Annotated in this window: 14 protein-coding genes; 9 read left to right on the top strand and 5 right to left on the bottom strand. The window is 66.7% G+C overall.

The features are described 5' to 3' along the window. Positions 1-20 precede the first annotated feature (20 nt). A complete protein-coding gene (gene putA / locus M9978_RS00895; RefSeq protein ID WP_254290907.1) occupies positions 21-3,617 on the bottom strand; it encodes a trifunctional transcriptional regulator/proline dehydrogenase/L-glutamate gamma-semialdehyde dehydrogenase in 3,597 nt (1,198 codons plus the stop codon). Positions 3,618-3,740: 123 nt separating this feature from the next. Here putA and M9978_RS00890 point away from each other — a divergent pair, with 123 nt between their 5' ends. The 3 genes from M9978_RS00890 to M9978_RS00880 are packed head-to-tail and all read left to right on the top strand — an operon-like array spanning position 3,741 to position 6,133. Then, positions 3,741-4,208, top strand: a complete 468-nt coding sequence (locus tag M9978_RS00890; protein WP_254290906.1) for an Lrp/AsnC family transcriptional regulator — start codon at positions 3,741-3,743, stop codon at positions 4,206-4,208. Positions 4,209-4,246: 38 nt separating this feature from the next. Further along, positions 4,247-5,710 (top strand): ABC transporter substrate-binding protein, encoded by a 1,464-nt coding sequence (locus tag M9978_RS00885; RefSeq protein WP_254290905.1) that lies wholly within the window; start codon positions 4,247-4,249, stop codon positions 5,708-5,710. Between the two features lie 12 nt (positions 5,711-5,722). Next, positions 5,723-6,133, top strand: coding sequence for a DUF4112 domain-containing protein (locus M9978_RS00880; protein WP_254290904.1), 411 nt, complete (start codon positions 5,723-5,725; stop codon positions 6,131-6,133). On the opposite strand, the gene M9978_RS00875 is transcribed toward M9978_RS00880, so the two are convergent. The 3 genes from M9978_RS00875 to nadC are packed head-to-tail and all read right to left on the bottom strand — an operon-like array spanning position 6,130 to position 8,148. Next, on the bottom strand, positions 6,130-6,822 hold the full coding sequence (locus tag M9978_RS00875; protein WP_254290903.1) for a ribonuclease T2 family protein: 693 nt from the start codon (positions 6,820-6,822) through the stop codon (positions 6,130-6,132). The two genes, M9978_RS00880 and M9978_RS00875, sit on opposite strands and share 4 nt — an antisense overlap. Then, complete coding sequence (locus tag M9978_RS00870) at positions 6,819-7,268, bottom strand: hypothetical protein (RefSeq protein ID WP_254290902.1); 450 nt, start codon at positions 7,266-7,268, stop codon at positions 6,819-6,821. The genes M9978_RS00875 and M9978_RS00870 overlap by 4 nt, the downstream gene beginning before the upstream one ends. 34 nt (positions 7,269-7,302) lie before the next feature. After that, positions 7,303-8,148: a carboxylating nicotinate-nucleotide diphosphorylase gene (gene nadC / locus M9978_RS00865; RefSeq protein ID WP_254290901.1), complete on the bottom strand. Its 846-nt coding sequence runs from the start codon at positions 8,146-8,148 to the stop codon at positions 7,303-7,305. Positions 8,149-8,298: 150 nt separating this feature from the next. Between nadC and M9978_RS00860 the strand changes: the two genes are divergently transcribed. The 6 genes from M9978_RS00860 to M9978_RS00835 all read left to right on the top strand — a co-directional run bounded on the left by M9978_RS00860 (position 8,299) and on the right by M9978_RS00835 (position 12,787). Continuing rightward, positions 8,299-8,622: a DUF1476 domain-containing protein gene (locus tag M9978_RS00860; protein ID WP_254290900.1), complete on the top strand. Its 324-nt coding sequence runs from the start codon at positions 8,299-8,301 to the stop codon at positions 8,620-8,622. Between the two features lies 1 nt (position 8,623). Continuing rightward, entirely contained in the window at positions 8,624-8,890 is a 267-nt protein-coding gene (locus M9978_RS00855) for a BolA/IbaG family iron-sulfur metabolism protein (RefSeq protein WP_254290899.1), read from the top strand. Positions 8,891-8,894: 4 nt separating this feature from the next. Continuing rightward, the gene (gene grxD / locus M9978_RS00850) at positions 8,895-9,224 is read left to right on the top strand and encodes a Grx4 family monothiol glutaredoxin (RefSeq protein WP_254290898.1); all 330 of its coding nucleotides are present in this window, start codon (positions 8,895-8,897) and stop codon (positions 9,222-9,224) included. A gap of 33 nt (positions 9,225-9,257) precedes the next feature. Continuing rightward, positions 9,258-10,556: a glycosyltransferase gene (locus tag M9978_RS00845; RefSeq protein ID WP_254290897.1), complete on the top strand. Its 1,299-nt coding sequence runs from the start codon at positions 9,258-9,260 to the stop codon at positions 10,554-10,556. Between the two features lie 294 nt (positions 10,557-10,850). Further along, on the top strand, positions 10,851-11,219 hold the full coding sequence (locus M9978_RS00840) for a BlaI/MecI/CopY family transcriptional regulator (protein ID WP_254290896.1): 369 nt from the start codon (positions 10,851-10,853) through the stop codon (positions 11,217-11,219). Then, positions 11,216-12,787: a M56 family metallopeptidase gene (locus M9978_RS00835; protein WP_254290895.1), complete on the top strand. Its 1,572-nt coding sequence runs from the start codon at positions 11,216-11,218 to the stop codon at positions 12,785-12,787. The genes M9978_RS00840 and M9978_RS00835 overlap by 4 nt, the downstream gene beginning before the upstream one ends. 106 nt (positions 12,788-12,893) lie before the next feature. Here the strand turns inward: M9978_RS00835 and M9978_RS00830 are convergent, their stop codons facing one another. After that, positions 12,894-13,919, bottom strand: coding sequence for an aspartate-semialdehyde dehydrogenase (locus M9978_RS00830; protein WP_254290894.1), 1,026 nt, complete (start codon positions 13,917-13,919; stop codon positions 12,894-12,896). Between the last annotated feature and the right edge of the window lie 101 nt (positions 13,920-14,020).

The following is a 14,020-nucleotide window of genomic DNA, read 5'->3' as shown; positions in this document are numbered from 1 at the left end:
AATAGGTCGGAGCTGTGGCGTCAAGCCATTGCCATCAGGCTCGCATTGCCGCCAGCCGCCGTGGTGTTGACCGATGTGGAGACCTCTTCCACTAGCCAGTCGAGCCGGGGCTCGCCGGTTTGCGGCAGCACGATCGGGCCGGGAAGTTCGGCGATGGCGGCGAGCGCGGCCCGGCGCGCGTCGGCATCGCCTTCGATCAGTGCCCCGCTATACGGTCCGGCCTTGCGCCAGTCGTCGGCCCAGCTGATCCGGCCAACCACGCGTTGCGGCAATTCCGCCAGCTCGCTGCGCAATCCGCTGTTGCCGATCACCGCATGGTTTCCCGTTGCCAGCGCCGCCGCGAGCTGTTCGATCAACCCCTCGCGAGTCTGCGGCAGCAGCAGCACGCGCCCGCGCGGATGCAGGCTATAGATGTTGCGCTCGCCGACCGGACCCGGCAGCTCGACCTCGGCACCCAGCAGCGACCGTTCCGCTGCCAGCCGCGCCGCATCGCCGGTGCCGTTGAGCCAGATCGCAAGATCGCGCACCGCCGGATCGGCGCTGGTCGAAGCGATCCCGGGGGGAACCGTCGCGGCCTGCACCAGCCGACCGAGATAGAGTGGCCCGCCCGCCTTGGGTCCGGTCCCTGACAGCCCGCGCCCGCCAAATGGCTGCACGCCGACCACCGCGCCGATGATGTTGCGGTTGATGTAGAGATTGCCCGCCTCGATCCGCTGGCTGACATGCTCGATCGTCTCGTCGAGCCGCGTGTGCAGCCCGAAGGTCAGACCGTAGCCGGTGGCGTTGATCGAATCGATCAACTTGTCGAGATCGCGGCGGCGGTAGCGGACGACGTGCAGCACCGGGCCGAAAACCTCGCGCTCGAGGTCGGCGATGCTCTGGAGCTCGACTATGGTCGGCGGAACGAAGGTGCCGTGCGCCGTCTCGCCGGCCAATTCGATCTGTTCGACCGCGCGGCCCAGCCCGCGCATCCGCTCGATATGCTTGTCGATATTGTCCTTGGCCTCGGCGGTGATCACCGGACCGATATCGGTCGAGAGGCGGTCGGTGCGACCGATCGACAATTCGTACAGCGCGCCCTTGAGCATGGCGAGGATGCGGTCGGCGACGTCCTCCTGCAAACAGAGGATGCGCAGCGCCGAGCAGCGTTGTCCCGCGCTGTCGAAGGCCGAGGCGATGACGTCGGCGACGACTTGCTCGGCCAGCGCCGAACTATCGACGATCATCGCATTCTGTCCGCCAGTCTCCGCGACGAACGGGATCGGCGCGCCGTCCGCGGTGAGCCGTTTGGCCAGTTCCTTCTGGATGATCCGCGCCACCTCGGTCGAGCCGGTGAACATCACCGCCTGTGTGCCCGGCGCAGCCACCAGTGCCGCGCCGATTGCGCCGTCGCCAGGAATCAGCTGCACGGCCTCGGCAGGGATGCCCGCCTCGTGCAGAATCGCGACGCCCTGCGCGGCGATCAGCGGGGTTTCCTCGGCGGGCTTGGCCAGCACCGGGTTGCCAGCGACCAACGCCGCGGCGACCTGACCGGTGAAGATCGCCAGCGGGAAGTTCCATGGGCTGATGCACACCACCGGGCCGAGCGGCTTGTGCGCCGCGCCCAACGTCGCGCGCGCCTGCTGCGCATAATAGCGCAGGAAATCGATCGCCTCGCGCACCTCGGCGATCGCGTTGGGCGCGGACTTGCCTGCCTCGCGCATGATCAGGCCCATCAGGGTCTGCATGCGGTCCTGCATCAGGTCGGCGGCGCGATCGAGGCAGGCGGCGCGCTCAGTGGGCGATATCGCGGCCCAGCTTGAAGCCGCGGCCTGCGCCGCTTCCACCGCTGCGCTCGCCGTCTCGGGGGTGGCCTCGAACACCGTACCGACGATATCCCAATGATCGGCCGGGTTGAGCACTTGACGCGCGACGCCCTGCTTATCCGCCGGCGCCGCGGTCCAGTTCACCGCCGCGCTCTCACGCAACGCATCGCCGAGCGACGTCAGCGCGGTCTCGTTCGACAGGTCGATCCCGTCCGAATTACGCCGCTCGCCATAGAGTCCGGCGGGCAGCGCAATGATCGGATGCTTGGCGCCGACCACGTCCATCGCGCGAACGATCTCGACCGGATCGGCAACGAGCTCGGAGATCGACACCTCGGGATCGGCGATACGGTTGACGAAGGACGAGTTCGCGCCGTTCTCCAGCAGGCGCCGGACGAGATAGGCGAGCAGCGTCTCGTGCGTGCCGACCGGGGCATAGATGCGGCACGGGCGGTTCAGCTTGTCCGCGCCGACCACCTCGTCATAGAGCGGCTCGCCCATGCCGTGCAGGCACTGGAATTCGTAATCGCCGATCGCGAAGTCCGGTCCCGCCAGCTGGTAGATCGTCGCCAGCGACTGCGCGTTGTGCGTGGCGAATTGCGGGAACACGCGGTCACGGTTGGCCAGCAGCTTGCGTGCGCAGGCGACGTACGCGACGTCGGTGTGGATCTTGCGGGTATAGACCGGGAAGTCGGGCAAGCCATCGACCTGCGCGCGCTTGATCTCGGCGTCCCAATAGGCGCCCTTGACCAGCCGCACCATGATCCGCCGGTCAGAGCGCTTCGCCAGATCGACGATCCAGTCGATCACGAACGGACAGCGCTTGCCATAGGCTTGCACCACGAAGCCGAGGCCGTTCCACCCGGCCAGCGCCGGGTCGAGCGCGAGGGCTTCGAGCAGGTCGAGCGACAGTTCAAGCCGGTCGGCTTCCTCGGCATCGATGTTGAAGCCGATGTCGTAGCGTTTGGCCAGCAGCGCCAGCGCTTTCACCTTTGGCAGCAATTCGCCCATCACCCGATCGGCCTGCGACCGGGCATAGCGTGGGTGCAGCGCCGACAGCTTGATCGAAATGCCCGGCCCGCCATAGACGCCGCGACCAGACGAGGCCTGACCGATCGCGTTCACGGCATTCTCGTAGTCGCGATAATAGCGCTCGGCGTCGGCCATCGTCGTCGCCGCCTCGCCGAGCATGTCATAGCTATACTGGAAGCCGCGCGCCTCGAGCGTCCGCGCGCGCTTCAACGCCTCGGCGATCGTCTCCCCGGTGACGAACTGTTCGCCCATCATCCGCATCGCCATGTCGACGCCACGGCGAATCACCGGCTCGCCGGCGCGCGCGATCAGCCGCGTCAGTGCCGCTGCGAGACCTGCATCGTTGACGCTGCCGGTCAGCTTGCCAGTCACGACCAGTCCCCAGGTCGCGGCATTGACGAAGAGCGAGCGGCCGTCACCGATATGCGACTTCCAGTCGCCGTCCGAAATCTTGTCGCGGATCAGCGCATCGCGCGTCGCGTCATCGGGGATGCGCAGCAGCGCTTCGGCGAGGCACATCAGCGCGACGCCCTCCTGGCTCGACAGCGCATATTCCTGCACCAGCCCCTCGACCCCGGTGCCCTTGTGCTTGGCACGCAGCGCGGTGATCAACGCAGCCGCGGTCGTGCGCGCGGCTTCGCGCGCCGCTTCGGACAGCGTCGCCTGCTCGACCAGCGGCGGCAAACATTCAGGCTCGGGCCGGCGATAGGCCGCAGTGATCGCGGCGCGCAGCGGCGTGGCGGGACGAACCGGAGGCGCGAAATCGGCGAAAGGCGTCATGGCGAACCTGCTGATGCTGTGGACGGCCCATCATAGCAAAAGCGCGATCGACGATTCGACTTTTGATTAGCATCAATGATATCAATTCGTCTGAATTTTTGTCATTCAAAGGAGAAATTGCTCTTGGAAATTCCATTCGACAGTGAAATCGACCCTTTCGACCGCAAGATCATCGACGTGCTGCGGCAGGACGGCCGGATCTCGATCACCGACCTCGCGCAGCGCGTCGGCCTGTCCAAGACGCCGTGCCAGGTGCGGGTGAAGCGGCTCGTCACCAGCGGCACGATCCGCGGTTTCCGCGCGATCGTCGATCCCGCGCGGCTCGGGCTCGACCATGTCGCTTTTGCCGAGGTCAAACTGTCGGATACGCGCGAGGAAGCGCTCGAAGCGTTCCGCCGCGCCGTGCTCAAGATCCCCGAGGTCGAGGAGTGCCACATGATCGCGAGCAGCTTCGACTATCTGCTGAAGGTCCGCACCGCCAACATCCGCCGCTACCGCGAAGTGCTCGGCGAGCGCATCTCCGCCCTTCCCCATGTCGCCAGCACGTCGACCTTCGTGGCGATGGAAACCATCCGCGATGCCTCGACTTAGGGTTGGCAGCTTCGACACCGCCCCATAAGACGGGCGCCATGCCTGGTAACCGTCCGCTGCTCGCGGCTCTGATCGCACTCGCGACGCTTGGTTGCGAGCGCCGGCCGGATGACGTGCCGGTCACGATCAGCGTGATCGGAGGCGCCGCCGAGCTGCGCGAGTCGGCCCGAGGGCCGATGTCGGCGGCTGCCCGCACCTATACCGCTGCGACCGCGCAAGGCCTGGTCCGCTATGACGCGGCGGGCGGGATCGAGCCGGGTCTCGCCGAACGCTGGATCGTCACCGATGGCGGCCGCAGCTACATCTTCCGGCTGGACGAGGCCGAATGGGCTGACGGCGAACCGGTCACCGCCAAACAGGTCGTCGCCAGCCTGCGCCACACGATCGACGCGCGCAGCCGCACGACGCTCGCGCCATTCCTCGCGGTGATCGACGAGATCGTCGAGATGACGCCGCAGGTGATCGAAGTCAGGCTGTCGCGCCCGCGTCCGGACTTGCTCAAGCTGTTCGCGCAGCCCGAACTCGCGGTCATTCGCGTCGGCGATGCCTCGGGCACCGGGCCTTTCCGGATCGCCGACGGCCCGGCGGGCTGGCGCGCTTTGCGTCCCGCATTCAATCCCGCTCGCGCCGAGGCTGCCGAAGCCGAACCCGCGGCGACCGATACGCTGCTGCTGCGCGGCGAACGCGCGGCGAGCGCAATCGTCCGCTTCGCCGAGCGCGAGTCCGATCTGGTCCTCGGCGGCACCTTCCGCGACTGGCCGTTGCTCGCGCACACCGAAATCGCGCCCGCCAATATCCATGTCGACCCGGCTACGGGGCTGTTCGGTCTTGCGCTGGTTTCGCGCGAGGGGTTTCTCTCGACCGCTGACAACCGCCGCGCGCTGGCGATGGCAATCGACCGCGCCGCGCTGACGGCATCGGTCCGCCCCGACTGGCCGATCGTCGAGACTCTGTTGCCATCTAAGCTGGATTCGTCCGCCAATCCAGCGGCTCCGGACTGGCAATCATTGCCGCTCGACGGCCGCCGCATCCTCGCACGCAACCGTGTCGCGGCCTGGCATGCGGCCAATCCCGACGGCTCGCTCGCGATCCGCATCGCGCTGCCCGGCGGACCCGGCGGCACGCTGGTCTGGAGCCGCGTCGCGCGCGACTTGCGCGACATCGGCTTGCAACCCCAGCGCCTCGGGTCGGATGAGGATGCCGATCTGCGGCTGATCGACGAAGTCGCGCCCTATGACAGCGGCCGCTGGTATCTCGTGACCGCCTGCCGCCAGTGTCCCGACGGGCTGACGGCGCTGATCGAGGCGGCGCGCGAAGCCCCGACCTTGCCCGAACGAGCCTCGCGGATCGCGGCCGCCGAACTGGCGATGACGCAGGACGGTGCCTATATCCCGATCGCGCAGCCGCTGCGCTGGTCGCTGGTCGCGTTGCGGTTGCAGGCGTGGCAGGAGAACAGCCGCGCCTGGCATCCGCTGACGCATTTGCGGCGGGAGCGGCCCTGATAAGGAGTTGGAATGGCCGAAGTGACGCGCATGCAGGGTGACAAGCTACCGCTCGGCCGTGACGCGCTGTCGGTCCGCCGCCGGGTCGAGGCGATGGAAAAGCTGCTCGAGCGCAGCTTCACCATTCCCGGCACGCGCCAGACCGTCGGACTCGACGCGTTGATCGGCCTGATCCCGGTCGGCGGCGACGTCATCACCGCCGTCATGGGCGCTTACATGCTGTGGGAAGCGCGAAATCTCGGCATGTCGAAGGGCGCGATGGCGCGAATGGCCGGCAATGTCGGTTTCGACTGGCTGATCGGCCTGATTCCGGGCGTGGGCGACGCCGCCGACTTCTTCTTCCGCTCCAACACCCGCAATCTGAAGCTGATCCGGCGGCATCTCGACAAGCATCATCCGTCGACCGCAACGATCGAAGGCTAGGGTCTACGCCAGATTTTGAGGCGTGCGCTCGCCGCGATGCCGCGCAGGTGGGAAGGACAGGCGCGCGGGCGGAAGGCCGTATCGAGGCACAGCCGCACCTCGTCCAGCCACCCGTCGCGCCCGGCCTCGATGCGGATCGACGCGGCGTTCACCCCCGGATTGGCCCGCGCGAAAGCCACCGCGAACCGGCCCGCCGTCAGGCCCGGGTCGCGCGACAATGCCTCCATGTCGGGATAGCGCAGCTGCGCATAGAGCGACCTCGCCCGCGCGAAATAGGCGGCGGGATCGAGCCCCGAGCAACTGCCGTGCCTGGCATATTGGTGCCACTGCAATTGCGGCGATGGCATCGCGCACAAGGTCTGTCGCACGACCGCACGCGGAATACGCGGGGCGGGTGCGCAATATTGCGGCCATTGCCGGCCCCGGCCATCGGGCCACAGGCCATGCAGCACGAAGCCGAAGCGGTTGCCGCCACCGCACTGAAAGCGCGAGCGCCGACCCGATTGACGGCAAAAGCCGGGGCTCCAGCTGAGCGCCAGCGTGTAGCCGCTGACCGGAACGATCCGCCGCACACCCTGCTCCGTTCCGGTTGCGTCTGGCACATCGCGCGGCACGGCGCACCGCAACGCCTGGGCCGAAGCTGGCGGTGCAATGGTCAGCGCAGCGGCCAGCGCCGCCGCGCGCTTCATTCGACCGGTTCGGTCGTTCCCGCCGGCGTGCCGCGCATCCAGGCCTTGGCGTCCGGCTTGAACAGCATCCACACCGCATAGGCGTTGAGCGCGAAGGCGAGCAGCGCGAGGCCCGTGCTGACCGCACCGACCACGGCGAACTGCGCCAGCGAGGATGCGACACCGACCGCCGAGAAAGCGAGGAACACCACGAGGATCCACTTGGCGACCTCACTGCCCCGCCGCGCCGCGAAATACCAGAGCAGCAGCGAGATCAGCACGCCCAACGCGGCCATGCCGATCATCATCCCGCTGCCGATTTGCGCCATTTGCGGGTTGCCGCTGAAGCGCGGATCATTTTCCATCGTCGCGATCTTGGTGTTCCAGCTCACGGCAAGATTGATCAGGCCGACCAGCACGGACGCCAGATAGGCTCGTTCGAAATTGATGATCGATTGCGGTCGCATGGCCAATCCCCTCCTGTTGACGGCAAGCTAAGAGTCAAACCGGCGCGAAGTCCAGCCCGATATCCGCCGCCGGCGCCGACTGCGTGAGCCGCCCGACGCTGACATAGGTCACGCCGGTCTCCGCAATGGCGCGGATCGTGTCCAGCCGAACACCGCCCGACGCCTCGCTCGGCACGCGTCCGCCGATCAGCGTGACCGCCCCGCGCAGCGTCGGCGGGTCCATATTGTCGAGCAGCAGATGGGTCGCGCCCGCCGCGAGCGCCGGTTCGATCTGATGGACCCGATCGACCTCGACGATGATCCGCTCGATCCCCGCCGCGACGGCGCGGCGCACGGCTTCTCCGACCGATCCGGCGACCGCGACATGATTGTCCTTGATCATCGCCGCGTCCCACAGCCCCATCCGGTGGTTGGTCGCCCCGCCCATCCGCGTGGCGTATTTCTCCAGCCGGCGCAGGCCCGGAATGGTCTTGCGCGTATCGAGCAATGTCGCGCCGGTCCCAGCAATCTTGTCGACATAGCTTCGCGTCATCGTCGCGATCCCCGACAGATGTTGCACGGTGTTGAGCGCCGACCGTTCCGCGGTCAGGAGCGCGCGCGCATTGCCGCGCAGCCGCATCAGGTCCGATCCCGCGGCGACCCGCGCGCCCTCCTCGGCCAGGATCTCGATCTCAACCGCCGGATCGAGCGCGCGAAAGAACGCCGCCGCGATCGGCAGCCCGGCCGCGACGATCGCGTCGCGGCTGTCCATCACCCCGGTAAAGGCGGCGTCCGCCGGGATCACCGCGGCAGAGGTCACGTCGCCGCCCTGCACATCCTCGGCCAGTGTCGCAGCGACAAAGGCGTCGAGGTCGAACCCCTCGATCCCGAACTCATCCATCGGTACCGCATCCTCTCGTCGCGTGAGGCCGTGGCTATACCGCATCGGCGCGGCTCGCAAAGCCCGCGCGGACAGTTTCAGTCTCCCCGTTGCCATGCCGCCGCGGCGAACCTATCTCCGAAGCGAAACGGTGCAGCCAAGGGGACTGTGATGACGACCTTCGATGATCGCGAACGTGCCTTCGAGACCAAGTTTGCGATGGACGAGGACATGGCGTTCCGCGTGACCGCGCGGCGTAACCGGCTGCTCGGCCAGTGGGCGGCGGCCAGGATGGGCCTGACTCCCGAGGAAACCGACGCCTATGCCAAGGCGGTGGTCCAGGCCGATTTCGAGGAAGCCGGTGACGAGGACGTCATCCGCAAGATCGTCGGCGATCTCACCGCCGCCAGCGTGGAGATCGACGAAGCCACGGTGCGCCAGGCGCTCGACGACCAGATGGTCGAGGCCCGCCGCCAGCTGATGGAAGCCAAGTAGCATGCCGATGGCCGCCAGCGAGATCGAGGCGATGATCGTGGCGGGCATTCCCGATGCCCGCGTCGAGATCACCGACCTTGCCGGTGACGGCGATCACTATGCGGCGCGCGTGGTGAGCGAGAGCTTTCGCGGCCTGTCACGGCTGCAGCAACAGCGCGCGGTCTATGCTGCGCTGGGCGGAAATATGGGCGGCGTGCTGCACGCGCTGCAATTGACGACCGCCGTACCGGCAGCAAGCGAACCTGCTGCCAAAGAACAAGTGGAGTAGTGAGATGACCGACGAGACCCAGAGCCGGATCCAGGGCCTGGTGGATGGCAACGACGTGCTGCTGTTCATGAAGGGAACGCCGCTGTTCCCGCAGTGCGGCTTCTCCAACCGCGCGGTGTCGATCCTCAATCATCTCGGCGTCGAGTTCGAGAGCGTCGACGTGCTGCAGGACCAGGGCGTGCGCCAGGGCATCAAGGCCTTTTCGGACTGGCCGACCATTCCCCAGCTCTATGTGAAGGGCGAATTCGTCGGCGGATCGGACATCATGATGGAGATGTACGAGTCGGGCGAGCTGGCGCAACTTCTCGAAGAGAAGGGCGTTACTGCCGCGTAACAATGCGGTGAGTGGTTAAAGGGTTAGCGTACCATGTTCCTTCAGCCAGTAACCGCCGCGCCCGGCGCGGCGGCACGGGACGACTCGTCCCTGCTGATTTGTGATCTTACGCAAAGCTATTCGCCCGCGGGCGGTGGCGGCATCAGCACTTATCTTCGCGAAAAGCGCGATTATGTGCTGACACATACGCGGCATCATCTGCTCCAGATCGTGCCGGGGCCTGAGGATCGCATCACCGTCAACGGCCGCCACATCTTTGCCGAGATCGGCGCCGAACCGGTGCGCGGCAGTCCCAATTACCGGTTCATTCTGCGTACCGATGCCGTGCGCGACGTGCTGAACGAGTTTCGTCCCGACATCATCGAATCGCTCTGCCCGTGGATCTTGCCATGGACCGCGATCGATTTCCGCCGCGACTTCCCCGAGACCGCGCTGGTCGCGGGCTACCGCACCGATTTCCCCAACGCGCACGTCTATCGCGTCGGGCAGGCATTGGGCGGCGAGGTGTTCGCGCGGTTCGCGCGCCTGCTCGCCTATGGCTATGCCGAAGTCACTTATCGTGAGTTCGACCGCGTCTATACGCTGAGCGAAGACGCGCAGCGCATTCTTGCACGAAAGACGATCACCCGCACCGATGTGCTCCCGCTCGGCGTGGACACGACGATGTTCGCGCCTTCCAAACGCGACGCCGGCTATCGCGCCGCGCTCGGCCTGCCCGGTGACGGGCCGCTGCTGATCTATGCCGGGCGGATCGACAATGAGAAGCGCGCCGACCGGCTGGTTGAGATGTTCCGCAAGCTCCCCGCCGATTTGGGCGCGGCGATGGTCATGGTCGGCGACGGCAAGCTGCGCGAGCAACTGACGGCACAGTCCTCCGGGCTGCCGATCGCGTTCACCGGCTTCGAGAAAGACCGCCGCGAACTCGCTCGCGCGCTCGCTTCTTCCGATATCTACGTCTCGGCGATGGCAGACGAGACGTTCGGCATCTCGGTGCTGGAGGCCCAGTCCTGCGGTCTGCCGGTGGTCGGCGTCGCCAGCGGTGCGATGCCCGACCGCGTGCCCGAAGGCCTTGGCCTGCTCGGCCCGGTCGACGATACCGCGGCAATGGCGGCGAACGTCGTCAAGCTCTGGCAAGACGGCGCGCAGCTGACCGGCGCCCGCGCCCGCGCGATGGTGGTCGAGCGCTATGGCTGGACACGCACCTTCGACCGGCTGTTCGGGGAGATCTATCCCAAGGCGCTCGAACGGGCACAGGTGCGACTCGAAGAGGATGGCGCGAAGCTCTTCCGCCGCCGCCGCCGCCGCGACGGTCAGCCGGTGATCTACGCCTAGTTTTTGGGGCCTGAAAAACGGGCGGGCGGGCAACCGATGGCTGCCCGCCCTGAAGCGTTACACACCAGTGATGGGTGTGCCCTATCTTTCGCAACCGCCGTGCCAGTTTCCGTGAGCGGCAGAAAACCGCGGATTTGCGTGGTTAGCGCAAATTAACCTGCCACGCAGGTGTAAGTTCTTCCGACAGTCGCCGGCCTCGTCGCCCCCTTCGCCAACCGCTTGTTCAGAAAGCGTTCATCTGATCGATTACAGATGTGGTCGTAACGATTACGCCTGTAATCGAAAGGGAGGCCGATGAGCGAACGGATCAGCGACGCCGAGCATGCCGTGATGGAGGTGCTGTGGGACGAAGCCCCCCTTACCGCCCAGGATGTCGCCGAGCGAGTCGCCCCCGCGCGCGGCTGGAGCGCCAACACCGTCAAGACGTTGCTCGGCCGGCTTCTCGCCAAGAACACGATCGCCGCGGAAGAGGATGGCCGCCGCTATCTCTACCGCCCGCTGGTCGAGCGCGGCGATTATGTCGAGGGTGAGTCGCGGCGCCTGATCGACCGGCTGTTCGGCGGCAAGCTGACGCCGTTGGTCGCGCATCTCGCCGAGCGTGACGCGCTCACCGACGAGGACATCGCCGAAATCGAGGCTCTGTTGAAGGAGATCAAGTCATGATCGCCTGGATCTTGGAGACGTTCGTCGCCACCACCGTCCTCATGCTGCTGGTGCTGGCCTTGCGAAAGCCGGTCAGCCGGTATTTCGGCCCCAGTATCGCCTATGCGCTGTGGCTGCTCCCCGTCATCCGCCTCGCCCTGCCGCCGCTGCCCGACAGCTGGCGCGCGACCGCCGAAACGCCGGTCGCCGCAGCGAGCGAGGTCATCACCTATTATTTCGTCGATCCGCTCTATGTGCCGCAAGCCGCGGCCAGCACGGGTGCGGCGGTGGAAGCCGCGCCGTTCGACTGGCTGCCGGTCATGCTCGCCATCTGGGCTGCGGGCGCGCTCGCTTTCCTCGGCTATCACCTGATCGTGCATCGCCGTTTCTGCGCCAATCTGCTGCGCCGTGCCCGCGTCGAGCGCACCGTGGCCGAGGGCCGCGTGCATGTGATCGAGACCGAGGCCGCGACCGGCCCGCTCGCCTTCGGCATCTGGCGGAAATACGTCGCCTTTCCGCGCGACTTCAACGAGCGCTACGACCCGCTCGAGCGCAACCTCGCGCTCGCGCATGAACTCGGCCACCATCTGCGCGGCGACCTGATCGCCAACTGGATCGCCCTGGTCGTGCTCGCGCTGCACTGGTTCAATCCGGTCGCCTGGCGCGCGTTCCGCGCCTTCCGCGCCGATCAGGAAATGGCCTGCGACGCGCTGGTGCTCGCCGGGCGGGCGCCCGCGCTGCGCCACGCTTATGGCCGCGCCATCGTCAAGTCCGCGCACGGGGGTGCGGTCTCGGCGGCCTGCCATCTTCACACCATCAACGAACTCAAAGGGAGGTTGAGAATGCTTTCGAAGCACGACCGTAAATCGCGCACCCGGGTCACCGCCGGGGTGACCGGCGCGGCGGCGCTGACGCTGGCGGGCCTCGCGCTCACCGCGTCGGGCACCCAGGCAGCGGCCAATCTGCGCGCCGATGTCGGCGAGGCGATCGGCGTCGATCTGCAGGAAGCCCCTGCGGCGCCCGAGGCACCCGCTGCGGCCCCTGCACCGGTAGCGCCGGCCGCCCCCAAGGCGCCCGAAGCCAAGGACGCGCCCAAGGTCGTCAAGAAGATCCGCATCGTCACCAAGGACAAGGACGGCAAGATCACCATCACCGAGGATGACGCCGGCGACATGCCGCGCATCTTCCACAAGCGGCTGGTGATGAAGGACGGCAAGGTCATCGCCGGCATGCCGATGGCCGACATGCCCGAAATCCTCTCGGCCCGGTGCGGCGGCGGCAAGGCCGACGACGTCAAGATCGAGCGCAAGGACGGCGACAAGCGCAAGATCATCATCTGCACCGACCGGATCGAAGCGCGCGCCGCCGACGGTGCCGCTCGTGCCGAGGCCGCCGAAGCCTGGGCCGGCAAGCATCGCGTCTTCGCGATCGCCAGCGCCGACATGGGCAAGCGCCATGCGATGCTCAGCCTCAAGATGGCGCGCAAGTCGATCGAGGCGCAGGACAGCCTCAGCGCCGCGCAGAAGTCGGCCGCGCTCAAGGGCATCGACGACGCGATCCGCGAGCTGGAAGCCACCGAACAGGACTGAAGGGAGGGAGGAGACCGCCCGCAACACGCCCATCGTTGCGAGCCCAGCTCCAACCGGGCCGGCCGTGCACCCGTCGCACGGCCGGCCTTTTTGGTTTTAGCTCAGGTCACGCCTTCTTGAGGTGCCGGCGACCGAGCAGCTCGGCGATCTGCACCGCGTTCAGCGCAGCGCCCTTGCGGAGGTTGTCGCTGACGCACCAGAAAGCGAGGCCATTCTCCACCGTCGAGTCATCGCGCACGCGGCTGACGAAGGTGGCATAATCGCCGACGCACTCGACCGGGGTGACGTATCCGCCATCCTCGCGCTTATCGACCAGCATGATCCCTGGCGCCTCGCGCAGGATCTTCTGGGCGTCCTCGGCCGACAGCTCGTTCTCCAGCTCGACATGCACCGCCTCGCTATGGCCCACGAACACCGGCACGCGCACGCAGGTCGCGATCACCTTGACCTTGGGATCGAGGATCTTCTTGGTCTCGACCACCATCTTCCACTCTTCCTTGGTCGAACCATCGTCGAGGAAGCTGTCGATGTGCGGGATCACGTTGAACGCGATCTGCTTGGTGAACTTCTTGGCTTCCGCCGAATCGCCGACGAAGATGTTGCGCGACTGTTCGAACAGCTCGTCCATCCCCGCCTTGCCCGCGCCCGACACCGACTGATAGGTCGCGACGACGACGCGCTTGACCGTCGCGGCGTCGTGCAGCGGCTTCAATGCCACCACCATCTGCGCGGTCGAGCAGTTCGGGTTGGCGATAATGTTCTTGGCCTTGTAGCCGTCGATCGCATCCGGGTTCACCTCGGGCACGATCAGCGGCACGTCCGGGTCCATGCGATAGAGCGACGAATTGTCGATCACGACGCAGCCGGCGGCGGCAAAGCGCGGGGCGTGCACCTTGGTCGCGTCCGATCCGATCGCGAACAGCGCCATGTCCCAGCCGGTCGGATCGAAATGCTCGATATTCTGGACCTTGAACTGCTTGCCGGTCTCGCCAAAGTCCACGATGTCGCCGGTCGAACGCGACGAGGCGACGACTGCCAGCTCGTCGATCGGGAATTCCCGCTCGGCCAGGATGTTGAGCATTTCACGACCGACATTGCCGGTGGCACCTGCGACGACGACACGGTAACCCATTGATCAGGCCCTTTCAGTGGCACGGCCGCGCGGACACGACCGGCGGCGACTTAGCGATTTTGCGGTGAAAAGTAAGCGGGCGGAGCGCCCCCTGTAGATGT

This window comes from Sphingomonas tagetis, from assembly GCF_024211275.1.
Lineage (GTDB): Bacteria > Pseudomonadota > Alphaproteobacteria > Sphingomonadales > Sphingomonadaceae > Sphingomonas > Sphingomonas tagetis.
This window is presented reverse-complemented; position numbering and strand designations above follow the sequence as displayed.